Consider the following 25,163-nt stretch of genomic DNA (forward strand, 5'->3'; position numbering starts at 1 on the left):
AAAAACCTATATTCCCAGTAAATTATTATACAACTTAATCAATTTCTTTTCTTGAGCTATCCAAGATAATGATTCAAGATCTTTCATCTTAAGATTTTTGAATTCTTTATTATCTTTCAAACTTATAATTGCAGACTTAATGCTTTCTTTATTAACTGCACAATAACTGCCCAAGTTATGTCTATCGATAACTTCAACAATATCTGGAAAATCTGATGCTAATACAGGAATACCTGAAAAGGCATACTCAAAAAGTTTATTTGGCAGACAATAATAATCACTTAGAGAAACATTCTCGATTAAGCATAATCCAACATCTGCACTCTGAGAAATAAATACAACGTCCTCATGAGGTACAGATTCATGATAATGAATATTATTATGATGTTTCTCAGCTTTTTTAACTTGACTAACCATATCACCATAACCCATAAAAACTACATGAAAACCATCATTATCATTAAATTCTTTAAAAACATCTAGAATTAAATCAATAGCTCTGCCTTTGCATATTGCTCCTAAATATAGGAATATTAAAGAAGTTTCTTTTATACCAAATTTTTGAGAGAAATAATGATGACCATCCTTTTTAGTCTCATCAATCAAAATTGGACTATTAAGTATTACTACAGTATCTTTTACTCCAATATATTTGCAATACCATTTTTTAATTGAAGGACTAACCACTATAAGGCTATCTACAAATTTCCATAGGAATTTTTCTACTAAAAAAGTCGCTTTACTTAGGAACTTGCTCAAACCATTGCGATTAGACTCTAGTTCGTGAGCATCATAGACGAGCTTAGCTCCAAATATGAATTTTAATAGAACACCAAGTGGCAATACTAAGGTATCATGACAATGTATTAATTGAGGTTTATATTTCCTAGTTTTAAATAACATTTTCATAGTAAGTTCCACCATAGAAAAAGAATGTCTAATAAACTTGGGAAATAAAGTGAGCTTTCTTGAAAGCAAGTTAATACTGACTATATTAATACCTTCCACTAATTTAGATTGGCTTGATTTATCTCGAGTTACTACACCAACACCATAAATGCTAAAAGATGGATTAAGTCTTGCAATCGACTGCATCTCTTTTAGAATACGAGAATCAGATCGAATATCTGTATGTGAAAGATGTAAAATCCTCATATATTTAAACCTGTATTTTTTCTATATACGATAAAAATAGCTAAAAAATTAAGTTTATAGTTAAAAAACATAATAAAATAATTAACTTAATTCAACACCTATAAATCAAATAGCTTTTCAATAAAATTAATGTAATTCTTATCTGCATCAAATTTTTCCTTATACTTTTGATAAGAAAAATTTCTAGTCTTTTTATCTTTAAAAAAATTGATCTTAGACAAAGCTAAAGTAATTTCTTCGACTGTACATCCCTCAGATAGCAACACTCCATTTTTACCATCTTCGACCATGTCTTTTATCCCTCCTATATCTGGAGCTATGATAGGTATAGAACAACTCATAGCCTCCATTATTGATACTGGAACACCTTCAGACTCACTAACATTTATAAATACATCAAATCTATGATTTTGATATAACTCATAAACTTGCTTGTTCTCTAGCATACCTAAAAATTGATAGCTTATATTATCTAACTTATCTAAATTAAGTTCAGCTAAAGATAATAATTCACTCATTAAAGGTCCATCACCAATATGAAACCAAGAAATTTCTATATATGGATATTTTTTAGATAGTATGAATAAAGCCTTTATTATTTTATCTACTCGCTTAACAGGTAATAAGTAAGAACAAGAAACTATACGATATTCTATAGCCTCACTAGGTTGACACTTTATACATTTATCTATAACACCCAACCTTGATAAATATAATTTATCAATAGAGAAGCCATAAGTCTCAGTTAAATATTCAATTGCCGACTGTGTAATAACAAATACTCTATCAATATTTTCAACAAACTGTCTCTTAAGTGGCATATAATTTAATGGAGATCTATTCTCATATAAATCAGCTCTATGTATACGGCTAATTAGTTTAAAATGGTACTTATTCTTCAAACTCTGCAATGCATAGTTTGCTTCTGTATTCCAATAAGTATAAACCAAATCTTTTTCAGAAATCTTATATTTCACCCCAAATAAATATCGAAATAGTCTCTTATAATAAATAAAGCTACAAACTGAAGATATTATAGATTTAGCTATTTTGAAGTTAAAAAAACCACTCTTAATATTCAACAACTCTTTATAAAAAGCTTTATTTATTAATAGACATGCAATATACTTTTTAATGTTTTTTCTTTTATTACAAATATGATTATCTAAGACTACACCTTGTGGATAAAATCTAATTTTTTTAGCATTATTCAATGGCAATATAATTAAATCTATATTATAAAACTGGCTATAATATAAAACTTCTGTTTCAATAAACTGCTCTCCACCATCGTAAGGATATTTCTCAGTTATTAAAAAAACTCTCATTACACCAAAATACTCCTCATCTGATTTAAAAAAACACTATGCTCTATATCATATGGGACTTCAACTATATAACACTTAATATTTTTAAAAACACTAAGATAATTAGCACTCATATTATTTATAATATCCTGATACTTTAATATAGGATTAAATCCCATTAGTATACAATTATATTCATGCCATTTGATATGCTTAAAAACCTCTTGATATTCATTCTCAATAACATTTAAAGATAAATTCATAGCCATTTCAGATGATATTTGCCTAAATTTTATTTCTTTAACTTTATTTGTTTTATGAATAATATAATAAGCATCTATCTGTTTCTTTTCCGAAGTAACATCGCCATATAATCTGACAGGAGAACATGACCTTCTTACCCTTTGCTTACCCTTCCATGTACTCAATGCATACCACTGAACTTTACTCATAATACTACTATTAGATAAAATAATTTCTTTTAAATTTTTATTCCCTTCAATATTATAGGCATATATTTTAGGGTAAGAAAAGTTAGGATAAACATTAGAGTCTTTATCTATTATGGCAATATCATCAGCTATAAAAGACCAGTCACATGATATACAAAGCATCAATTCCAAAGAGGTCTTCCCAACTCCTCCTGTTCCACCTATCAACACTGTTCTATTACTTTGTATTGAGTACATTGATGAAGCATGTAATATAGCTATATCTTTAAAGAAAAAACTAGAAGGCACTATTGCTAACTCATGTAAAATTGTTGCTGAATGCTCCAGGTTATCTCTATATCCCATATTCATAAACTTTCTACGGTAGCTTTTACTAGGGTCTATATTTAAAGTAATCTTGATAGTATCTTCTTTACTAAAATTTATAGTATTATCCCCAAACATAGCTATAAACCCATTCTCATATGTAATATGGGATTTAGGAGAGATGCTATAAAAATTTTTTTTAAGAATCTCTGTTAGTTTATTTTTTCTTGATTCTCCTATTTCTAAATACACCTCTTCTTTGACTTCTGAATTTGGTACATTTTTGTATAAATCAATATTACCTTCAATATATTCTTTGAGATTATTACTAGATATCTTAATTTTAAAATTCTTGTCATAGATATATTTATTCACAATCCATCTCCATAAATCTTTCTGTAATAGAAACATACCAAAACAATCTAAACACTGTAGTTAAACAACTTACTAATGAATAAAAAAACAAAGTTAGTATTATATTATTCATAATTACTGTACCAAGAATTAATACACTAACACGTAAAGTTATTGAATACAACTCAATAATAAAAGACTTTTTTTCTTCACCAAATACTAAAGTGCTCATAGATACTACAGATCCAACCAACCTAAAATAAAACATAGGTATAAGAAACTTAGCATAAAGCCCTGCTACAGCCCATTCTAAACCAAAGACTATAGAAAAGATATCTTCTGAATAAATAAAAATAAAAATAAAAAAGGGCAGTGAAATAAATAATATTTTAAATATTGTATTTTTAACTAAATAAACTCTTTCAACCTTATCATCCCTTACATCATTCAATCTTTTAAAGAATACTTGAGCATATGCAGATGAAAATATATTTGCAGGCATCATTAATAATTTATTTGCAAAAGAATAATATCCAACTTTATCAGAAGTATAATATTTAGAAAATAATAATACAGGTATATTAGAAGATAAAATATTAAAAAAAGACTGTGGCATATTAAATATTAGTATATGATTATAGGTATAAAAAACCTTGTAAAAATCAATATTTGATACATTATATCGTACTAATTTTACAACCTCTTTTGAGTGTGAAAAAATATAAAGAACGCTAAACAATAAACCTAAAATACTCCCTATTATTAGACCAAAACTATATATTTTACTATATCCAATAGCTATATTGAATGTTGCAACTGTAGCACTCTGGATTACCTTTGATATAGATAAGTATTTAAAATTTGAATAACGTATGTTCCAATTATTTAAAATTTGATATATACCATTAAATAAGATAGCAACTGGGATAATATAAAACCAGAAGGAACTTGCTTCTATATTAAATATATTGAACAAGTATGGCTGAAATATTATTATTATAACAGTCACTAAAATGCATATAAAAATTAAAAGTATCAATGCCATGAGCAAAATTGATAGCGCATCAAGTTCATCTTTTGGTAACGGAATAGCTATCTCAAATCTTCCAGTGGAAATAACATAAATGACAGAAACAATACTAGTAAATAGTGAAAAAACACCAAACTCTTCAGGAGTATAAAGACGTGTCAATATCGGACTAACTAATACTGGTATAGCTTGAGCAATGGTTGTCCCTGTCATTAAAGTCAAGACATTTTTAGCAAACTCACTTCTAATAAATGGAATTTTCACTATTATTCTTCAAGTTATAGGCTGAACACTGATGATAATATATTATATTCGATTTCTTCAATTTTTAGATAAGGATACATAGGTAAACTCAACACTTCTGAAACTATATTTTCTGCAATAGGCAAATTAATATTTGACTTAACTGCTGGCTGTTTATTTAATGGAATCGGATAGTGTATCGCTGTTGGTATCCTCGCTTCTTGTAAATGTTGGCGGACTAAATCACGATTTTTAACTCGAACTGTATACTGAGCCCATGCACTTATATTATGTGGCTCAATATAAGGGGTATTTATCATATCTAGATTAGCTAACAGATCGTTATATTTATTGGCTACTTGCTGTCTAAGCTCTATCTCTTCATCTAATATTGCTAATTTTGGTAAAAGTATGGCTGCCTGAATGGTATCTAAACGACTATTTATACCAATTCGAATATGATGATAACGCCTATCTTGTCCATGCCGTGCTATCTGCCTCATTGCTGTAGCTAAATCATCATTATTAGTAAATATAGCACCACCATCACCATAACAGCTCAAAGGCTTTGTTGGAAAAAAGCTAGTACATGCTATTGTTGTATGGTTACATGATTTTTTTCCTTTATAACTAGCACCAAAACTTTGTGCAGCATCTTCAATTACTGGTAAGTTATATTTTTGAGCGATGGCATTAATCTCATCAAAATCAGGGCATTGCCCATACAGTGAAACTACCATAATGGCTTTTGTTTTATCAGTAATAGCTGCTTCTATTTTTGTTGGGTCAATATTATAAGTACGCTCATCAACATCTACATAAATAGGCTTTGCTTTTAATAAGGCTACTGTTTCTGCTGTGGCAATATAAGTAAAACCCGGCATAATGACTTCATCACCAATTTGAATACCCAAAGCCATTAATGCTATCTGTAATGCATCTGTACCATTACCACAACTAATACAATACTTAGCTCCACAATAAGCTGATAATTTTTCTTCTAGCTCAGCTACCTCAGGGCCTAAAATATACTGACCATGTGATAGTACTTTTTGAATATTATCGTCAATTTGTTTTTTTATTCTTTTTTGCTGTGCACCTAAATCAATAAATTTCATAACTTACTCGTTTCACATCTTTTTAGTATACTACTAGCTAAAATATACTTTGTACCTGTATGAGGGCAAACTACTTCCCCTGAGCCTTCAAGTGGCAATTCCAATCTTTCACCAAACTCACTTATCCAGCCTATTTGCTTAGCAGGTACACCAACCATAAGAGCATAGTCTGGCACATCCTTATTAACCACAGCACCTGCACCAATCATTGCAAACTGTCCAATAGTAATACCACAAATAATAGTGCAGTTTGCTCCTAATGTAGCACCTTTTTTTATTAGTGTATTTCGATATTCACTTTTACGTTCAATCATTGCACGTGGATTATACACATTGGTAAAAACCATACTTGGTCCACAAAAAACACCATCCTCTAAAGTAACATTATCATACACAGACACATTATTTTGGATTTTACAGTCATTACCAATAATTACTTGATTACCAATAAAAACATTCTGACCTAAAGAACAGTTTTTACCAATCTTAGCACCCGAACAAACATGCACAAAGTGCCAAACTCGAGAACCCTCACCAATATCAGCCCCCGTATCTACTACTGCTGTATTATGTATATTGACATTTTTCATATTAACAACTGCTTCATAATAGGATGAACCTCATCGAGATGAGCCATGACGACTTCATTATTACGTATCGCCTCCACTGTTTGAATACAACAACAGGCATCTTCAATGCCAAAGCCATTACCCGCCAATATTTGTTGATAGCTAGTAGTGTGTAAATCTGTAAAACCCCCTGAAAATTCTACCTCTTGTCCATCATACGTAATGGACCTATATGTTGTTGCCTTTCCTTTGACTGTATCTGGCAGGTCATCAGCATCAATTGACAAAAACCAACGTACTCTTGCTTTCTCATATTCTAAATAGCCTGCCGCTTTTTTCTCATTTGCAAAATGCAAATCGTTTCTTTCAAGCTTACCGAAAACATAGTGCAACATATCAAAAAAATGAATGCCTATATTTGTCACTACACCAAATGATTTTTGAGTATTACCCTTCCAGCTTTTTAGGTACCATTTTCCGCGAGAAGTAATATAAGTTAATGTAACATCATATTTACTATGTTTCTGTTCAGTCTCAATTTTATGCTTTAAATCAATAATTGCCTGATGATGTCGTAGTTGCAATATGTTATATAGTTTTTTACCTGTCTCTTGCTCTATTAAAGCTAATTTATCAAGTGAAGCATTGTCTGGAACTAATGGCTTTTCACAAATCACATCACAACCCAAACGCAAGCCTGCTGCTATATGTGCATAATGCAAATAATTAGGGGAACAGATGGATACAAAGTCCAATTGTTTCTCTTGTGTATTTTTTAAAGTGTAACAATACTCAAGAAAGCTCTCAAAATCTGTAAAAAATTCACTTTCTGGTGCAATACTATCAATAATACCAACTGAATCATTAATATCATAAGCAACACTAAGAATATTTCCTGTCTCTGTGATAGCTCTCATATGACGAGGTGCTATATATCCAGCCGCACCAATTAATGCAAAATTTTTCATATCTTATGCCTTAATAACTTTTCTTGTATTTGTACCTTTTTGATCTTCACGATACTTTCCACGAGTATCAATAATCATTTTTGCATGCTCATAAATTAATTGGTAATCAAACTTATCATGATCTGTAGTTAATAAAACAGCATCAAATTTTTTTAAGTTCTCTGCTGTTATTTCTTGACTGGATAAATCAAAATGATGTTCACGCATCTTTGGAAAATGTGCTACATGTGGGTCACTATAAGATACCATCGCACCTTTCTCTCGTAATATTTCCATAATCTCTACTGCAGGAGACTCTCGCATATCATCAACATTTTTTTTGTAAGCAATACCTAAAACTAAAATACTAGCACCTTTTAGTGATTTTTGTATTTCATTTAAACCGTCCATCACCTTTGCAACGACAAACTCTGGCATAGAACGATTAACTTCACCAGCAAGCTCAATAAATCGAGTATGAACACCATACTCTCGTGCTTTCCAAGTTAGATAAAAAGGATCAATAGGAATACAATGACCACCTAGCCCAGGTCCCGGATAATAAGGTGTAAAACCAAATGGTTTGGTCGCTGCCGCATCAATCACTTCAAATATATCAATACCCATTCGGTCAGCTACTATTTTCATTTCATTGACCAAGCCAATATTTACCGCTCGATGTATATTTTCTAACAGTTTAGTCATCTCTGCGACACGCGTTGAACTAACTGGAACTATATTATCGATTGCCTGACCATAAAAAATGACTCCTACCTCTACACAAGAAGGTGTACATCCACCAACAACTTTAGGAATTGTTCTAGTCTCAAAGTTTATATTACCAGGATCTTCTCTTTCTGGAGAATAAACAAGAAAGATATCCTTACCAACAACCAGGCTGGAATGTTCTAATCTAGGCACTAACTCCTCTTCTGTTGTACCTGGATAAGTGGTACTTTCCAAAGAAATTAACTGCCCTGCACGTATATAAGGTTTGATAGTCTTTGTAGTATCTATAACAAAACTAATATCTGGCTCACGATGCTTATTCAATGGTGTTGGAACACATAAGATTATGACATCACACTCTGTAATCCTAGAGAAATCTATTGTGGCATTAAATAACTTATTATTAACGACTCTTTCTATAACATTTGCTTCAATATGTTCAATATAGCTTTTGCCACTATTTAATAAATCAACTTTATTTTTATCTATATCAAACCCTAATACTTGATAACCAACTTCTGTGTATCTAAGCATTAGAGGTAATCCAACATAACCCAATCCAATAATACCAACGACTGCTTTTTTACTTTTTATCTTTTCAATCAACTGTGTTTGCATACTACCTTGCCCCAAAGCCTGTAATCATCGTCTGAATAGTCTTAATAACTATCAGTAAATCCAAAGTCAAAGAAAAATTCTTAATATAAAAAAAATCATGCTCAAGTTTTACTTTAGTTTCATCTTCATCACTGGCATAACCATGCATAACTTGTGCCCATCCTGATATACCTGGTTTTACAATGTGACGATAAGAATAAAAAGGAATGGTTTCATTAAATTGTTTTACAAAACTTGGTTGTTCTGGTCTAGGTCCTATTAAACTCATTTCACCTTTTAATACATTAATAAATTGTGGCAATTCATCTAACCGAGTTTTTCGAATAAAATGACCAAATTTAGTAATACGCATATCGTTTGTTGATGCCATTCTTGCACCACTTTTCTCTGATGTAGGAACCATACTACGAAATTTATACATAGTGAATAACTTACCACCTTGTCCAACACGCTGTTGCGTAAATAGCACTGATCCACCTGTATGTCTACTATCCCACTTTATGCCCAATATCACAAATAAAGCAAGAACTAACACAATGGGTAATGTGATAATTATAATTAACGTATCCATAATACGCTTGATTAATAAGTAAGATTGGGAAGGAAGTAATGAACCTAAGTTATTTTCATATAAATGCTTGATAGGTAAACGGCCTGTTAATGACTCTCGTACTTGCAATACATTGTAGACCGGAATACCTTGTAAAGTAGCTTCTGCCAAAAATCGTTGCCAGTCATCAGTCAAGCTTGAGTCAGCAAGATCGGCCACAACAGCATTCAACATAATAAATTGCTTTTGATTAGATATAATATCTCTACTCAGTCTTATCCAACTTACATCTTCAATTGTTAGTAAGTCATGACAACGACCTAGAGGAATATAACCAATGATAGGTTTTGTCACTGTTCGTAATATAATCTGTGATACAAAGCAAAATATCACACCAATAAACGCACTTAATGACAAATAATAAACAGAGTAAGGTAAACGAAATATTAACAATATGGTACCTACCAATAATGCTACACTGAGCAAAACTGGCAGGACTGTAATCATCGATTTTTGACCTGGAAACTGAGTGAGTCTATCTAACCCTATAACAGATAAAACAATTGCAATACTACTAACTACTAAGCTATTTAACTGAGTTAGTTGCCAGTTATTATCAATGACATAAGGCCAAAATAAGATTATTGCTGGTAAACAAGCAACAACTAACCAACCCATTAAAATTCTTATACTTAAATACTGCCATGGATGTTGGTGCATAATATATCAATTACTTTCATTATCTACTTAATATAATACATATTAAAATAATTTATTTTTATAAATACAGGGATATATTACTATCGATTAGTTGAAGGATCAAAACCAACATACCATTGATTAAACCGATCATAAATTAACCCATAGACATCTGGCTCACTTTCCATGAGCTTTCTTAATTCTTCTTCAACTTTAGGACAATTTCCTTGCCAATCTAATGCACAAGAAGCTTTAAACATAGCTATTGACTTCTCATATTGATGATTAATTGCAAGTAGCTTTCCATACCTAAATAAATTTATTTTATTTACTTCTGTACTAACAGTTCGCTCTGCAAGCTTCAACTTTTCATCAATATCATCTTGATCTAACACAATATAATAAAAAAGAATATGTTCTTTAAAAATTGTCAAACCAAAAGTATTAGGTATTTGATGATATAGATCTGCTATTTTCTCATTACTTAAATCTTCAGTTTGAAGCTTTGTAATAACATTATACAGTTTTAAATAGGACGACATAAGTAAGATAATAAATACTGTACTGATAATACTTAGCAACCCTAAGTACTTTGCAAACTTAGAATTAACCTCCAGATACTTAAAATCAACTAATGTAATAAACAAGGAAAAAATTACTAGGTATTTAATATACCATAATGGATATTCACTACATGAATACAATATAATAATGACAATAGAAGAAAAACATACAGAGTTAAAAGCACTCATTCTAAAATTAATCTTTCTGATTAAAAAAAAGCAAATAGGTAGCAAACAAAGTAAGCCTACCAATCCTAGCTCACTGGCTATTTGGGATATGAAAAAATGAGAATGCGCACTAAATGAAAACCAACCCAGTTCTGTGGCATGTTCTATTGAACCTTTTGCAAAATTTCCCCATCCATAACCTGTCAATGGGTTTTCTTGAAAAATCAACAGTGCTTGCTTCTGTAAAGAAACTCGTAGATAAGCTGATCCTTCATTAAATCTATCAATAACATTTCCTGAGTAATTATTAGTTTCATTTAAAGAAATTATACTCTGGTAAAAAATAGTAGCAATGTAATAACTCAGAAGATAGATTGATAACTGAATCCCAATATTTTTTAATTTTACTTTATAACTTCTATCAAGCAGAATATTAAATAATATAATAGTAGAGGCCCCTAATATTAATCCAGCACGGCTTAGAGTAAAAGCTATACCACATGTAAGTATACAAAAAAGGACTAACCATATTTTCTTATGTAAGTGATTGTAAAAATATAAGCTTGATAATACAGATAAAGACAGCATGAAAGCTGCTTGGTTCGGTTGTAATAGATTAGCATATAGTCTCCCATTACTCTCAGCTGTAATGATGATATCTCCAAAGCTAATATGATGCCCAAAGAGTTGTAAAAGTTGAATGCCAACACTGATTAGCATAAAAATCAGTAAACTGAGCAAATATTTATCTAAAAACCACTGCTTATTATTAACACCTGCAATAGCAATTGAAAATAGAATGGTTAAAAATAAAGTCCCTACAGGAAATATGAGATAGTCTGGATAAGAAATGTCATTAATATAGGGTTGAATAATAATACATATTAACAATAATATCCAAGTAAGCACCGAAGAAGGAATACGAAGTGTTTTTTTATAATTTAAAAATGAAGCGACTAATCCTAATGTTACAATTAATGCTACCACAAGATTGTGATATATATCAAAACCTGGATATAAATGATAAGGATTGAAAACAGTGGCAATTAACCCTAATACACTGGTAATTAATATGAATACATCATATCTACAGATTTTTGTATACAAAACGATTTCCCATTATATATAAATATATAAACTAAAGAAACCTAGGCAAAAGCCTAGGTTTCCTTATTCAACTTCAATAAAAAAGCTCAGTAACTTATTTATAGAACAGATTTCGGTAGGTATTTATCTTCAATAGCATCTGATTGACCACCGTCACCAGCAACTTTCGATAGACTACCATTGTTAACATCCATCTCTAATGTTACACCATGATCTTTAACTAAATTCGATACATCACCAGTCATTACTACATTAAGTTTACATGCACTTGATCCAGTACCTGTAGCAGAAGATGATGCAATCGTAACTGTTGCATATTTACCAGTGGCAGTTGCTGAACCACAACTTCCATTTTGTAAATTATCTGTTATATCTGTTTTCATACCTCCAGCAAGAGCAATACCCTCAGAAACTTGAGTACGAGCGATGTAGTCTTGATAAGCTGGGATAGCAAATGCAGCTAAGATACCGATGATAGCGATAACGATCATTAATTCGATTAGGGTAAAACCTTTTTGAGCGTTCATAGCGAACTCCTTTAGTTATAGTAAAGCCGATAGTTATTATGGCTTTAATTAAGTTATCTGTTTTAGATTTGCCTTGCGGCTTCATTTATATAGTTGCAGGTAGCATGCCAAGTATTTTATATCGTTAAAAGATAAGCTCGTATTTTTTATATCTAGTCAGCAAATCCAGATAATTGGTATATATTTCCATATTAAGACTTTTATATTTAGCTAATTTCATGCTATCCATTAAATATGACAGGCCATCAATAGCTATTGACAGATCTTTTGTTGACGCTATTTGTCAGTGTAGATATTTTGTCACCAGACTTTGTCAGAGTATGTCTTATATGTATATACTGACATAATTTGTCATTCTCTTTCTATCTAAGATAGTCGAAAAAAACCAAAAAACAGGTACAAGATGACTGAGTGAAGATAGTATGGTTGTACAGCAAACGAAGTTACCGTCGTAGCGCAACTGTTTGGTAGCTCTTTGACGATAACATCGCCATCATATTACAAGCTTGCCAATACAACATGTGTATGTATAAAAAAACCAGCTCTTTCTAAAAGCTGGTTTTTTATTATCATGATAGTACAATTATTCTCACTAAATTAATCTTTCCACTCATTACCCATACCACAGCTTGTACCGCGACATTTTCTACCCATGTAGTCTAATGTTAAGCTACCATCACTAGCTTGACTACCTGATGAAGTAGGGCTAGCTTCTATCTTCCAACTGCTATCTGATAGCTGAGTCTTTGTTGTATTAATAGGAGTGATTTCCACATCATATAGATAGTTATTTGTACTTGGATATTTAGCTTTACCAGTACTTGAATTATAAGTTCCATTTGTCACTTTTGCTATATCAACTTTCTTATAGCTACCTTGCGCTAACTTTTGACTTTCTATCTGCTTGGCAATATTTTGCATCTCACTCATCATTTCTGCACGCTTAGTTCTAATAACGTAGTCTTGGTAGCTAGGATAAGCAAAAGCTGCTAAAATACCAATCACCACAACAACTACCATCATTTCAATTAGTGTGAAACCTTGTCCTGATCTAAGTATTTTCATTACCATGCCTCCGAGCTACTACCACAATTATCACTAACTATTGTGATACTGTCATCATTAGTCTGACACTTTATACCTGTACTGGTCAGCATGATATTATCTCCTAATGAAGCAGGACCACTTGCATTTGGTACAGCTAACATTTTCCAGCTACGCCCCACTTCAGCACTAACACTAGTATTATTTAATGACTGGGTATCTGAGAGAGAAGTATACTTACCATCAATCAATCCAATAGCATAACGATGAGTATTAGCTGTACTACCCCGAGGTACATATATAATGCGTGCACCACTACCAAACTTTGCATCGTAGTTACTATCTGTCACATATCCATATTCAGGATTATTTAAAGAATCAATCCCTTTTTGTGGAATGAAACCCTTATAACTCAGTGCAGTCGCTCGCCAGCGCTCTAACCTCAACTGTGTTTGTTGCATCTGTGACTTAGCTTCATCCTCAGCATTTTTTACCACATAACGACGATAACTAGGCACTGCTATCGCAGCTAATATGGCAATAATGACGACCACGACCATCATTTCAATCAGGGTAAAACCAGTTTGTAGTTTAGTTCTATGCCTACTACCCACGATAGAATCAAATACAAAAATGGATGAATTCGTGTTCATTTTATTCTCCATCATTACTCTGACGAGCTATCACTTGATGAACTACCATCTTCTGATGATGTCGTCGTTGATGCTGCTGGTTCAGGGAAACGCTCATACCATGCACGAGGTAACAGCTTATATAAACTGGTAAAGATATCTGGTTCTTTCACTAAGCTACTGGTAGGGTCAACGCTTGTTGTGTCATCTGTATCAGATTCATTCTCCGTATCTGAAGATGTATCTTGATTTTGTTCTATTGAGATAAGAGTAGTATCTCTAGAGCCATCACCAGTAGTACCAAATGTTGCATTTGCAATACCAGCACCTGTTATGGTTGTACTACCTCGACCATCGCTACATTTACCAAATGGTAAGCAATATTCTTGTGCTTCAGTGACACCAGTCGGTACAGGAGTACAAGCATTATCTGTTCGAATATATGCTTGTTGGTTAAAGACATTAATAAATAGACGACTAGCACGCATGATTGGCTGACCCAATGAGCGTAAATAATTAATATTACTACCAATAATGTCATTTCTATTTCCAGTAGTAGACTGTATTCTAAGACCTACTGGCTTCTTCTTAGGGTCATCATCAGGAAGTTCTGCATTTGTAGCATTTTGTTGAGCGATATTGCGATCTTCTGAGTTACCACCATTAAAGTATGTCAAATCATCATACCAACCTTTTTTATCACCATTAAATAAGGCCAGCTTATCGGTATCAGACATATCGCTACCCGACCCATCTGGATTCCAACTCAACTTAATCAAATCACTTAATTGTACTGTGCCATCACCATTGGTATCTTTTTGTATCTTATCAACATTCCAGACAGTGATTAGTTTATTTGGATTGGCATTATACTGACGCTCAGAAAGTTTAGTAATCGGGCTATTACGATCTCCAGAGGCAATAGAAGCAACCATCACTGTTCTACCACCTTGCTCTATTGATGATACTTTGTCATCGGTCTCTTCGAGACGATAGGCACTGATAACTGGACGTTCATAGAAACGCAATGGCACTTTATAACTTGCATTAGAAGTATCTAATATACGCTCTACTGTTGTTCCTGTATCTTTAAAATCAGCTCTAAATAGCTGTCCACCCAAGTCTGCAAAATAAATGGAATCAACCAAACCATCTAAATTTGTATCAATAACACTTACTTCAGCAGGTATACTATGAGTGATATTAGTATGTTGTGTATATGTACTAGAGCCACTGTTACTAGATTCTGAAGATGTTGACCACAATAAATCACCATTATCAGCATCTATCATATAGATAGCATTACCTTGCGCCTGTGCTTTGGTTGCTGTTTTGGCAGTATTTAGACACTGAGCAGCAAGATTTGGATCTTTTTTGAGTTTCTCTACTAGTGTCGTATCATTACTATTAACTGTAAACTCAGGAATATCATAACAAAGGTCATAACCACCTGATAAGAATAGGACATCTTTAGTAGTTGTAGCTCCTTCTGTACTTGATATTTTCACCTTGGCTGGCTGTGGCTGAGACCATGTGTGCCCTAATCTAGAGAATCCTGATGAGCTTGGTGTCTTCTTAAAAATAATACTTGGTTTTGAGGTAGTCGAGTCACCTAATGTAGTATCATCCACACCATTATTCTGTGCCGTAATTGACAAATCGGTTATGTCAAGTGCATAAAAACCAACGCCACCACGACCTAACCCACCATAAGCTTTAACGTAAGCATCATTGGCAGTAGGAGTGCTTGGCTGTGTTGTAATTGTTACACTCAGACCATCTTCTGCATAATTACGACGATATTTTGTACGCACATACCACGGAGCATCAACACCAAAAGCAACATTACCTACAGGATTTGTTTTTCCATTAGGTAACTTTTGTACCTCATCTAAGCCTAGCTTTTTAAATGCTGCTACTTGGTCACTATTGACAATGACATTAGGAATAAAAGCAAATACTTCTTTACCTCCCTGTCCTGCTTCGGTACCATCTGTCACTAAGTGGAGAGCACCATCCATAGAGCCATAAAGGACACGCTTGACTTCTGTCTTACTGGTAGTACCCTTTTTACGATCATAGTTTAGCTTATATTCATACAGTATTTCTTGAGGCTTATTATTATGCACTCCACTAAGTATTTTAATGGCATCTGTAGGAATAAAAGTTGATATATCAGTTAACGGATCCGGCGTAAGCTTCTTGTTTGCATCTGAGGTTGTATAGTCTTCATCAACAATAGGTTTATTATCATTTTTTTCATTAAATACAGGCACATTATAACCTAAGAAATTTAGTAGATAATGTTTACGTTGACGATCATAACCTATATCATTAAGACCTGTAGGAGCTGTTCCATTAATACCTATTTTTACAACATCAGCTGAACTTGCTTTCTCTACAAATACATTACGAATATTAGTTTGAGTTGTACTTGCTGGGGCTCTTAGCTTAGCATAGACTCCCCCTTGATGGATTTGTGACCCATCTGCTGAAGCTGATGTGCTACTCCAGTAGCCTTTTACATTATCTCTAAGCTGTCCACCGATATTTGAAAAGATATGTTTATTATCTTGATCAAATAGTGAGCCATTTTTGACACGGTATTTTTTAAGGTTACCTTGCCAAAGTAAGTTTGATGTTGCAGGCTGAGGCTGTAACAAAGGCAGATAAGCAAAATCACTGGTTTTAGTTGAGTCAGTTAAATTAGTAGAGACAGATGCGCCTTCACCGGGCTGGGGTTGGTAGGGTTTGGATATTAGACTATTGGCAAACTCAACAAAACTATTAGCAATAGCCTGAGAACTATCAACATAAGTAAAGCCACCCTGTCCATAGTTATACTGACTACTTCCCCACTTACAGGTATTGCTAACAATTGTCCTTTCTGCTCCATGTATATCTCTACTAGTCACACTACAATCGTCATTTACACTTTTAAATGAATCACCAAATCCAACTACTGCCGTAAGAATAGGATCTATAGATATATTCTTACCTGTTGCATCTTTAACAGTTAGCTTTTTTGTACTATCTGTTTTATCGAAATTTAAGGCTTGAGCATAATTTCCTATACAACTCCAACCTCCTTTTCCACGTGGACCAATGGCATCTTCAAGACCTGCTATACAATTATTACTAATAGCATTATTTTCCAAGGCACCTCCCTGATCACTAAAACTATTGTTCATGGGTATAATGGGTGAAGTACCATTATCACTTGTCGAGTCTGCTAGTCCATCTGTTAAGAAGAATATACCACTTGCTCCTCCACACTGTGCAGCTTCTGTTAGTGGAGACTGATATGTTGTTTTATTGCCTTTTTTCGTTGCACTCTCTGATTCAGGAAAGCCACTATAGTCTGTATCTGCCCATTGAGTCTGCTTTTTTAAATAGATTGTTGTCAGTTTTTGTCCAAAAATACTTTTTGTGTATTGTGACTTAATACCACTATTCAAGCTAGTAGCTTCAAAATCAGCATCTCCTTTAGCATCTGCTTCAGTATATCTATTACCGTTTTCATTATATGAATACCGATCCACTAATGGACTACTCCAGCCTGAACAATATTCAACAACTTTATTTACACCATTTATAGGTACTGTCGCAAATCCACTTTTTTCCGTACAAGAATGATAAAAATACTTTCCTTTAGTATAAAACTCACCTCCTACAATACGATAACGCTCTCCCGTAGTAATATTTGCTGGAGCTGTTCCTAACATATAAGCTCCAACTTCGGAATAAGCATGAGCTGAAGGCGTACCACCAAAAGCTTTTAGGCTAACTAGTTTAGAAATTAAATCATATCTATGTGAGGGGGTAAGAGGAGCAGCAGGAACTAACATACTGCCTACCTCTCCAGAACTATTTAAAGTTGGGAAATGTCCCAATCCAATTCTAAAGCCTCCTTGTCTAAGAGCTTCTGAAACAACATTTGCACTCTCATCATCAGATATAATTTGATCTGCTAATAAACTTGTTAAAGCTATCTTCAACCGCCCTAATCTTGTATAGTAATATTTTCCATTGACTTGACAACCTTCAATTTTAAAATTGATATCATCTTGTCCTGTTATTTTAGCTGTAAAATTAAAAAGCTCATGTAGTCCAGAAGCTATCTCAGCATTAGGACCACCTTGAAGCTCACATCCTAATCCATAGTCCTGCTCAATACTATTAAGACCTTTACCTTGCCAAGTTCTAGAGTTAGGTTTACCATTCTCTTCAAAAATCCTTATCCCCGTCCCCACAGCAGCAGGCATAGTATAGCCAGTTGTTCCTTGTAACTCCTCATTCAAGAATGGAGGTTGTATCCCTCCACCTATTGAAAAAGTGAGAGGTCCCCCCATACTTGCTGAAGTATCCAGCATCATAGTAATTACAGGTCCATTACTTATAGGTGCTGCCCCTTCTGCTGTATAAATATCCAAATCCGTTGCTAATGCTAACTGACTAGCACTGACTAAAGGAAGAGCTAGTGCACTTACCCATACTAACTGGCGAATGGTAGTGACTAATGGTTTTAATACTGGTTGTGACATATTTATTCCCCCATGCGGGTGCTTTTTTTGACTATAAGATCTCTTGTTAGATACACCATCTACTAGACTATGCTTGTCGTTACGGCTTTGTTTTCTAGTTTTATATATCGTCATGATGCCTCCTAGAAGGTATATTTATGTGATGCTGTACTAACTGTAGATACGATCTACTTATCACTAATTAAAATCTTTACTTAAATGAACTTAAACATATTTTCTGATGTTACTGATAGTAATTAGGAGCCATTGCCACCAGCTTGATTGCCACCAGCTTGATTGCCACTATCTTCATTACCACCAGCTTCTGTATCAGTGCTTGCACCTGTTCCACTAGAGCCTTTAATTTTATCTTGATATGCAGCAATATAAGTCTGTGATACAGCTTTATTAGGCACACCATTATTAGATAGGCAACTAATGGCAACATCTATGTTACCTCGCTCTGAGGCGTTACTACCTTTAAAACAATTATTAATACTAGAGTCACTTGCTGAAGAATAAGATGGCAAGGCAGACATATTATCCACCGTTATTGCAAAGCTTTTTGCATTTTGTATTCCCAAAGGTACACCTACTGGTAAGCTTGATGCAGCCGCACTTCCTCCTGATATTTTCATCTGTGTCATGGTTGTGTTGCGTGCACTGATATAGTCTTTATTTTGACCGACATTACAAAATGGACGATCATCATTTTTATCTAACTTCCCACCTGCTTCATTATAAATAGCACTTTTAAAGATTGAAAATTGGGTTGTATCTTTGGGACGGTAACAAAATATCAGTTTATGATTTGTATTAGATTCACCTAAATCTCCAGCAAAGTAGCCAATCATACCTTGAGTAGAGTCCATGATATTACTAGCTGGGTCTTGTACTTCTTGCTCTAGCATGGCATTAGGCTGTTCCGCTGAGGTAAATAGCAGAGAGTCAATCTGACTTGCTGTTGCTAATCGCAAATCTGTCGTACTACTACGCACTGCGATAGCTCCTGCTAATATAATCAATAACAGTACTATCAATACCACAATTAGCGTCGCCCCTTGTTGATGATAATAGGGTGAATATACGCTTTTTACTTGAGGCTGAGGCATAATACAACTCCACACATGCAAACAATAATATGACTATAAAATAATTACTATTAGCAACTGGTTTATTTTCAATAAAATCTTATATGATAAATAATTTTTATTAATTATATGATGAGATAAGATTTATAAATAGATTATATAAATATTCACCATACCTGAATTTATGATTACTTGATACTGAAGCTTACTACTAATCTATACGAGCGTTTCGTAATAAAATCGTTGGCTCATATACACGACGGACTGGCTGAGCACCTGTGGCAGATGCCAAGGTGATATTGTCGCCCAAAAGATTAAAGCTGGTTGCCCCCGATGCTTCCAATACTGAGTTATCACCTGCTAATACAAGTCCTAACTTAATACCGTAGATAGGCTTCGTGCCACTGGTCTTATAAGTCTCAATATCCCGATAGCCCTCTTCTGTCATTAATAAGGCTCGGAACTGGTCTACATTAGGTATGACAATCTGACCATTATCACCAAAGCCTGATGCAATGTTTGCCGCTGTTCTACTATTGTTGCTATCACATGCCAGCCCTAACTTACTTGTGGTAGTATCACTTCGTAAAAAATAGCGTTCAATAATCAATTGTCCTTTTTTAACTACTGTCTGCTCACAGTCATACATTGTTTGTGGTGCTTTATACTGAATGGTCAACTGATCTGACTTTTGGCTACCGCCAAAGCTACTATCATGCGCACGACCCTTACTCAGTAAGTCACTATTAGTAATCAGTGCAGTTGCTGTGTCTGGTGTATCTGGGATAGAGTTAGTGGTAGTCAATAAGACACCAGCCTGTTTGGTATCGTTTTTTAAGATACGATTGGCAGCGCCATAGTGTGCTAACCTAATATCTTGCTCTAATCGCTGTAGCCCAAATACTGCACTATCTTGCACACCTGACGCACTACTTTGTGTTGTGGCTGTGCGTTGACTGATATAAAAGACTTGAACTGCTGCAGCAGCCACCAGTAACCCCAGTACTAGAGCAATCATTAATTCAATGAGAGTAAAACCCTGTTGAGATTGTAATGAGTTGGCAGCTTGCTTGGTGATACGAGTGTTTTTCATTAGTACATCTCCAACACTAAGCATGATGATCCTCTTCTGTAGACACCTTGTGCTGTTGCACAGTCATTATCATCATCCCCAAAAACTGCATTGGTATCATCCCATGCAATGATGGCACAGTTAATTGGCTGACCTGAGCTTGTACCTGGACACGTTGCCATTGCGATATTTAAACCTTCTGCAGCAATATTAGACTTAACACGACTGGCATCATATTTTGCCATTTCTTCTGCACTACATGCGACAGATGTACAGTCTTTCGAAAACTCTTCTCCATTAATCACTGCTTTAATCTCATCCAGATATTCGATATGCTCTCGCATAGTCTCTGATAAGGCATTACCAATAGAGGTAGATCTTGAACGTGATAACCCTTCATCAGTCGCTCCGACTGCCTGTAGCTGTAATGCAGAAAACCCTAATACCGCTACTGCTAATAAAAGTAGTGATACCATGACCTCAATCATGCCGACACCTTGCTGATGATGTTTATTAACCTTAATCATTAGCAACTCCCTGCTTGTTTTTGAGTAATATCTGCACCCACACTAATAGTCACTTGGTAGGGACTTTCACTTGTCACACCATTGTCACAGATTTGATAAGTTACATTATCATTTGCTCTTTGTATTGAAGATATGATTAGTGTGGTTCCTGTCGCTGGTATTATTGTTACTGCACTATTGCTATTAATCTGATATTCAGAGATTTGAGTTTTATTGCTACCTGTCCCTTCACTAACAACTATTTTTCTATCAGTACTATTATATTCGATATATTCGACCGTCATATCTCTCTTTCTAATACGACTTTCAGCTTTGGCTTCATTTAACGCAGAGGCAATAGTGGCACTTGTTGATTTTACCCGCTGATTAGCTAAAGCTTGACTCATATTCGGTACGGCTATAGCCACAATAATTGCCAATACTACAATCGTGACCATTAGCTCTACCAATGTAAAGCCAGATATCGCTTTTGGACTGTTGCTCATTGAGACTTTTGATGGGCGATTCACTGATATAATCCTATTTTTGAAGAGATAACCTGCATAAACACGATTATTATTTTCCAAATTTTTTAATATTCTATTTAGGGTGTTTGAACAATATATGTGTTCTTTGTCATTAAAATAAGCAAGATTTATTCCACTTGTTATATTTGTACTACTATATTAAAGAAAAATAACAAATATGATATTGTATTATTATGATGAAACATAGTTGAAAGCTAGAAGATAGTTATCAGTATACCCTGATAACTCATCAGTTGGTATTTATCTTTGACTATTACCATGAGCAATGGTATAAGCGGATAAATCTATGTGATGGTCTGCGTCTAATAATGACTCTGCCAATGCTCGTAGAGATGCACCTGTGGTAGCAACGTCATCAAACAAGATGATTCTTTGGACAGGCGGTACTTTTGTCAGTGTAAAAGCGTTATTAATATTAACCAAACGCTCTTCTCGACTCAGACCACGCTGACTGTGAACATCATCTGTACGAATAACACCATCCCAAAGTGGAATTTTCCAATGTTTTGATAGATAGTGAGCCAATATTAATACAGGATAAAACCCTCGTTTTTTGAGTCTTTTAGTTGTTGTGGGCATTGGTAGAATAACGCTATTACCTGCATTGCATCCTGCTGGCTTTGCTAGTTGCCTAAGTGCGTAAACTAAGGTGGGTAATGCTGAGAGATTCTCATTATATTTAAAAGCAACCATTGCCTCTGCAATGCTATTTTCATAAGTGGAGATAGGTTGCACAGTTAGTTTAACATCTAACGCCCAACACTTTGAGATATCCAACTGAATGGTAAGTGGCGAAGGAAACCATGATATGTCATTATGACAAGGTGTACAAACTATCCCTTCACTATTATGAAATCTATCAGCCGCTCTAGCGATGCTATCACCACAGATAGAACAAGTGGATTTTATATATTGAGCCACCCATATACCCAGCTGATAGGGTGCTAGACGCTCAATACATGCCATCATTATATCTACTGTCAATAAGTAAGCTAGTGGGATTATACGTATTCATTCACGATTTATAGACCTTTCCAACCATTAAGACTTACACCCAAGCCAACTGCTGTGGTGGATTTGTTATAGTCAATAATGGACTCCCCATAGCCATGAAAGATCTGAACAAACCCTTGAATCTCATCTGTCAATGGATGTATATAGTCTAGCTGTAGCGCACCTTTTTGTTTTGCAAAGTTATAGCGTCCAGTAGCTCCGAGAGAATGCCCCTGACCAAAGTCATATAATACTTTTAAGTCACCATATCCATAATAGTCTGTAATGTCTGGATTATCACTTGGCTTATTACTATCACTGGCTTTGACATGTGTCCACACTCGTGGAATGACCGATAGGTTACCCCACTCCATACCACCCATTAAATATAGCCGGTTCCATGAACGAGATAGTGGATCTGACTGACCATTAGAATGGTGGATTGCACCTGCTCCAAGCATACGCAACCGTCCATTAAATGGTAGGTTTGCTGTTACTGGCTGGGTCAAGAAAAATTCTGGTTCATAGTCAGTCGCGCGGAATGGGCGAGAGTTGTTTTCATTATAGACCTGCCAGTGCATTTGCTGCGTATAACCAAACCACAAGTCAGCATTTGTATCAAATAGGTCTTCCATTACTTTCGTTTTAAAAGACAGCTGAGCCTTTAACTCCAGATTACGCTGCTGATCTTCGTCATAATATACAGTCTCTTGAGTAGGTGTTCCCGGTGAGCGATTGGGGTTAAAACCATAAAAAACGGGTAATATATACATGGGATTATATGGTCGAGCAGACCATAATCCTAACTCACTATTTTTATCCAAGTCATAAGACAAACTAAGTGGTGTATAACGACCAATATCTGAAGGTGTAACACCAACTTTGGCAAGTATCTGAGCTTCACTATCTGTCATTGTGGGCGCTGATACTAATGCGTCTGTTGCTGATACTGTCTGGGTATGTGTGCTAGTTAATGTATTTACATTTGTATCTGTCGTAGACAATCGCTCATTATCATGAGCGGTGTCTTCATCATCAGAAGCAAGAACCAGCTGCGGACTTAATGTCTGCCAGCTTGCTTGTACGGTTTTTGTTATATTAAGTGGCTTTTTAGTGCTGGGAATCGCTACGGTACCTGCATTTGCGACTTTATCATAACAAGCAAGGCGCGCAGCATCTACTTGTAAACTGGCACATTGTGCAAATAGATCTACAGCATCGGCAGGTAAAGTTTTTATTATTACATTGCTATTTGCAACTACTGTATTAACATTATTATCATATTCTCCAGAAGATTGGGTTATGGCTGTATCATAGCTCATATTCTGACTATCTGAATTTGTAATAGTAGTGTCTGTTGGAGGCAACTGCACCACTGATACTGGCGGATGTGCAGTAGATAAGTCATCTACTGTTGTAGATGGCATCTGAGCAGCTTGGCTGGTAGTAGTTGTTGTCATTAATGCTACTGTAAGGCAGCTTAAAGAAAAAGGGTGGAAATGAGGAAGTGCCATACCTGTTCCATAAATAGAGTTGTAATAATTTGCAATAAATTATAATACAATTAAGGAGAATCTGGGTAAATACTGACTCGTAAGTATTCATCGCAAACTTTAAATAGAAACCGATAAGATAACGCCTGACAACACAGCTCTATATTGTTTGGATGGCTACTGATAGCGTCGACTATTAAACTCAATCCAGCCGCACTGATGATGATTATTAGGGTCATGGTGGGTTTTATAGATAATCCCACCTTGCATATTATACTTATATATGCCATACACCATCACAGTATCACCAATGCTGAGATTATCTAATCTTGGTGCTAGCTCTATATTATGTGTAATCAGGACATGATGCTTAGGAGCAACACCATCTAGCTCTATAATAAAACGCTGATGATGATTGCCATGATTCTCATCTGCTAAAAGCTCAATAACTTTACCACAGACTTTAACCTTTTTATCTGAGTCCGCCTGTGCAAAGTAGGTGACAATATCGTGATTATGGCAAGATACAGGCTCAATTTTATGCTCACTATTATTATTGCTCAGCACTTTTTTAATAACTGAGTGATTAGCTTTCTCTTCTTGTACTTGACTATCTATCGCAATAGACTCGACAACCTCATCGGAGGTAAATTCGAAAATATCCATATTCATCGATTGCTCTTCACAACCAATACTACTACTTAAAAAGAAGGCAAAGATAATGAATAGGCTTGTTGCTTGCTTCTTATTCATAAGTCTATTCATTACCTTTCATTGATAAAATATGGAGCACAATCAAAGTAGTTGAGCTTTTAATAT

General features: G+C 34.5%; 21 protein-coding genes. All 21 read right to left on the reverse strand.

The features are described 5' to 3' along the window. Positions 1 to 6: 6 nt before the first annotated feature. The 21 genes from FHK88_RS05925 to FHK88_RS06030 all read right to left on the reverse strand — a co-directional run bounded on the left by FHK88_RS05925 (position 7) and on the right by FHK88_RS06030 (position 25,097). Entirely contained in the window at positions 7 to 1,155 is a 1,149-nt protein-coding gene (locus tag FHK88_RS05925) for a glycosyltransferase (RefSeq protein WP_227429822.1), read from the reverse strand. Between the two features lie 98 nt (positions 1,156 to 1,253). After that, entirely contained in the window at positions 1,254 to 2,483 is a 1,230-nt protein-coding gene (locus FHK88_RS05930; RefSeq protein WP_227429823.1) for a glycosyltransferase, read from the reverse strand. Next, positions 2,483 to 3,595, reverse strand: coding sequence for a hypothetical protein (locus FHK88_RS05935; protein ID WP_227429824.1), 1,113 nt, complete (start codon positions 3,593 to 3,595; stop codon positions 2,483 to 2,485). Before FHK88_RS05935 ends, FHK88_RS05930 begins: the two co-directional genes overlap by 1 nt. After that, complete coding sequence (locus FHK88_RS05940; protein WP_227429825.1) at positions 3,588 to 4,868, reverse strand: oligosaccharide flippase family protein; 1,281 nt, start codon at positions 4,866 to 4,868, stop codon at positions 3,588 to 3,590. Before FHK88_RS05940 ends, FHK88_RS05935 begins: the two co-directional genes overlap by 8 nt. A gap of 14 nt (positions 4,869 to 4,882) precedes the next feature. After that, the gene (locus FHK88_RS05945) at positions 4,883 to 5,965 is read right to left on the reverse strand and encodes a DegT/DnrJ/EryC1/StrS family aminotransferase (protein WP_227429826.1); all 1,083 of its coding nucleotides are present in this window, start codon (positions 5,963 to 5,965) and stop codon (positions 4,883 to 4,885) included. Next, positions 5,962 to 6,555: an acyltransferase gene (locus FHK88_RS05950; RefSeq protein ID WP_227429827.1), complete on the reverse strand. Its 594-nt coding sequence runs from the start codon at positions 6,553 to 6,555 to the stop codon at positions 5,962 to 5,964. The genes FHK88_RS05945 and FHK88_RS05950 overlap by 4 nt, the downstream gene beginning before the upstream one ends. After that, positions 6,552 to 7,502, reverse strand: a complete 951-nt coding sequence (locus tag FHK88_RS05955; protein ID WP_227429828.1) for a Gfo/Idh/MocA family oxidoreductase — start codon at positions 7,500 to 7,502, stop codon at positions 6,552 to 6,554. Before FHK88_RS05955 ends, FHK88_RS05950 begins: the two co-directional genes overlap by 4 nt. Before the next feature lie 3 nt (positions 7,503 to 7,505). Further along, positions 7,506 to 8,828, reverse strand: a complete 1,323-nt coding sequence (locus FHK88_RS05960) for a nucleotide sugar dehydrogenase (RefSeq protein WP_227429829.1) — start codon at positions 8,826 to 8,828, stop codon at positions 7,506 to 7,508. 1 nt (position 8,829) lies between these two features. Continuing rightward, positions 8,830 to 10,098 (reverse strand): sugar transferase, encoded by a 1,269-nt coding sequence (locus FHK88_RS05965; RefSeq protein ID WP_227429830.1) that lies wholly within the window; start codon positions 10,096 to 10,098, stop codon positions 8,830 to 8,832. A gap of 80 nt (positions 10,099 to 10,178) precedes the next feature. Next, positions 10,179 to 11,915 (reverse strand): O-antigen ligase family protein, encoded by a 1,737-nt coding sequence (locus FHK88_RS05970; RefSeq protein ID WP_227429831.1) that lies wholly within the window; start codon positions 11,913 to 11,915, stop codon positions 10,179 to 10,181. Between the two features lie 98 nt (positions 11,916 to 12,013). Further along, the gene (locus FHK88_RS05975) at positions 12,014 to 12,442 is read right to left on the reverse strand and encodes a pilin (protein ID WP_227429832.1); all 429 of its coding nucleotides are present in this window, start codon (positions 12,440 to 12,442) and stop codon (positions 12,014 to 12,016) included. A 597-nt stretch (positions 12,443 to 13,039) separates the two neighbouring features. Next, the gene (locus FHK88_RS05980) at positions 13,040 to 13,507 is read right to left on the reverse strand and encodes a type IV pilin protein (protein WP_319800155.1); all 468 of its coding nucleotides are present in this window, start codon (positions 13,505 to 13,507) and stop codon (positions 13,040 to 13,042) included. Then, the gene (locus FHK88_RS14345; RefSeq protein WP_319800156.1) at positions 13,507 to 14,139 is read right to left on the reverse strand and encodes a prepilin-type N-terminal cleavage/methylation domain-containing protein; all 633 of its coding nucleotides are present in this window, start codon (positions 14,137 to 14,139) and stop codon (positions 13,507 to 13,509) included. The genes FHK88_RS05980 and FHK88_RS14345 overlap by 1 nt, the downstream gene beginning before the upstream one ends. A 14-nt stretch (positions 14,140 to 14,153) precedes the next feature. Beyond that, positions 14,154 to 18,662 (reverse strand): hypothetical protein, encoded by a 4,509-nt coding sequence (locus tag FHK88_RS05995; RefSeq protein WP_227429833.1) that lies wholly within the window; start codon positions 18,660 to 18,662, stop codon positions 14,154 to 14,156. A 236-nt stretch (positions 18,663 to 18,898) separates the two neighbouring features. Continuing rightward, entirely contained in the window at positions 18,899 to 19,753 is an 855-nt protein-coding gene (locus tag FHK88_RS06000; RefSeq protein ID WP_227429834.1) for a hypothetical protein, read from the reverse strand. Positions 19,754 to 19,943: 190 nt separating this feature from the next. Continuing rightward, positions 19,944 to 20,825 carry a prepilin-type N-terminal cleavage/methylation domain-containing protein gene (locus FHK88_RS06005; protein WP_227429835.1) on the reverse strand — a complete coding sequence of 294 codons (882 nt, stop codon included), beginning with the start codon at positions 20,823 to 20,825 and terminating at the stop codon, positions 19,944 to 19,946. Continuing rightward, complete coding sequence (gene pilV / locus FHK88_RS06010) at positions 20,825 to 21,331, reverse strand: type IV pilus modification protein PilV (protein ID WP_227429836.1); 507 nt, start codon at positions 21,329 to 21,331, stop codon at positions 20,825 to 20,827. The genes FHK88_RS06005 and pilV overlap by 1 nt, the downstream gene beginning before the upstream one ends. Beyond that, positions 21,331 to 21,840, reverse strand: a complete 510-nt coding sequence (locus tag FHK88_RS06015; protein ID WP_227429837.1) for a Tfp pilus assembly protein FimT/FimU — start codon at positions 21,838 to 21,840, stop codon at positions 21,331 to 21,333. The genes pilV and FHK88_RS06015 overlap by 1 nt, the downstream gene beginning before the upstream one ends. A 258-nt stretch (positions 21,841 to 22,098) precedes the next feature. Continuing rightward, positions 22,099 to 22,827 (reverse strand): ComF family protein, encoded by a 729-nt coding sequence (locus FHK88_RS06020; RefSeq protein ID WP_227429838.1) that lies wholly within the window; start codon positions 22,825 to 22,827, stop codon positions 22,099 to 22,101. Between the two features lie 53 nt (positions 22,828 to 22,880). After that, positions 22,881 to 24,365: a phospholipase A gene (locus tag FHK88_RS06025; protein WP_227429839.1), complete on the reverse strand. Its 1,485-nt coding sequence runs from the start codon at positions 24,363 to 24,365 to the stop codon at positions 22,881 to 22,883. Positions 24,366 to 24,521: 156 nt separating this feature from the next. After that, positions 24,522 to 25,097 carry a DUF3465 domain-containing protein gene (locus FHK88_RS06030; RefSeq protein WP_227429840.1) on the reverse strand — a complete coding sequence of 192 codons (576 nt, stop codon included), beginning with the start codon at positions 25,095 to 25,097 and terminating at the stop codon, positions 24,522 to 24,524. Positions 25,098 to 25,163: the final 66 nt, after the last annotated feature.

The organism is Psychrobacter sp. I-STPA6b, from assembly GCF_020662265.1.
GTDB lineage: Bacteria > Pseudomonadota > Gammaproteobacteria > Pseudomonadales > Moraxellaceae > Psychrobacter.

What these genes read in the sequence shown, in the direction of transcription:
- FHK88_RS05925 (WP_227429822.1), bottom strand. Translation starts at nt 1,155, where the DNA reads ATGAGGATTTTACATCTTTCACATACAGATATTCGATCTGATTCTCGT.
- FHK88_RS05930 (WP_227429823.1), bottom strand. Translation starts at nt 2,483, where the DNA reads ATGAGAGTTTTTTTAATAACTGAGAAATATCCTTACGATGGTGGAGAG.
- FHK88_RS05945 (WP_227429826.1), bottom strand. Translation starts at nt 5,965, where the DNA reads ATGAAATTTATTGATTTAGGTGCACAGCAAAAAAGAATAAAAAAACAA.
- FHK88_RS05950 (WP_227429827.1), bottom strand. Translation starts at nt 6,555, where the DNA reads ATGAAAAATGTCAATATACATAATACAGCAGTAGTAGATACGGGGGCT.
- FHK88_RS05955 (WP_227429828.1), bottom strand. Translation starts at nt 7,502, where the DNA reads ATGAAAAATTTTGCATTAATTGGTGCGGCTGGATATATAGCACCTCGT.
- FHK88_RS05960 (WP_227429829.1), bottom strand. Translation starts at nt 8,828, where the DNA reads ATGCAAACACAGTTGATTGAAAAGATAAAAAGTAAAAAAGCAGTCGTT.
- FHK88_RS05965 (WP_227429830.1), bottom strand. Translation starts at nt 10,098, where the DNA reads ATGCACCAACATCCATGGCAGTATTTAAGTATAAGAATTTTAATGGGT.
- FHK88_RS05975 (WP_227429832.1), bottom strand. Translation starts at nt 12,442, where the DNA reads ATGAACGCTCAAAAAGGTTTTACCCTAATCGAATTAATGATCGTTATC.
- FHK88_RS05980 (WP_319800155.1), bottom strand. Translation starts at nt 13,507, where the DNA reads ATGAAAATACTTAGATCAGGACAAGGTTTCACACTAATTGAAATGATG.
- FHK88_RS14345 (WP_319800156.1), bottom strand. Translation starts at nt 14,139, where the DNA reads ATGAACACGAATTCATCCATTTTTGTATTTGATTCTATCGTGGGTAGT.
- FHK88_RS05995 (WP_227429833.1), bottom strand. Translation starts at nt 18,662, where the DNA reads ATGTCACAACCAGTATTAAAACCATTAGTCACTACCATTCGCCAGTTA.
- FHK88_RS06000 (WP_227429834.1), bottom strand. Translation starts at nt 19,753, where the DNA reads ATGCCTCAGCCTCAAGTAAAAAGCGTATATTCACCCTATTATCATCAA.
- FHK88_RS06005 (WP_227429835.1), bottom strand. Translation starts at nt 20,825, where the DNA reads ATGAAAAACACTCGTATCACCAAGCAAGCTGCCAACTCATTACAATCT.
- pilV (WP_227429836.1), bottom strand. Translation starts at nt 21,331, where the DNA reads ATGATTAAGGTTAATAAACATCATCAGCAAGGTGTCGGCATGATTGAG.
- FHK88_RS06020 (WP_227429838.1), bottom strand. Translation starts at nt 22,827, where the DNA reads ATGATGGCATGTATTGAGCGTCTAGCACCCTATCAGCTGGGTATATGG.
- FHK88_RS06025 (WP_227429839.1), bottom strand. Translation starts at nt 24,365, where the DNA reads ATGGCACTTCCTCATTTCCACCCTTTTTCTTTAAGCTGCCTTACAGTA.
- FHK88_RS06030 (WP_227429840.1), bottom strand. Translation starts at nt 25,097, where the DNA reads ATGAATAAGAAGCAAGCAACAAGCCTATTCATTATCTTTGCCTTCTTT.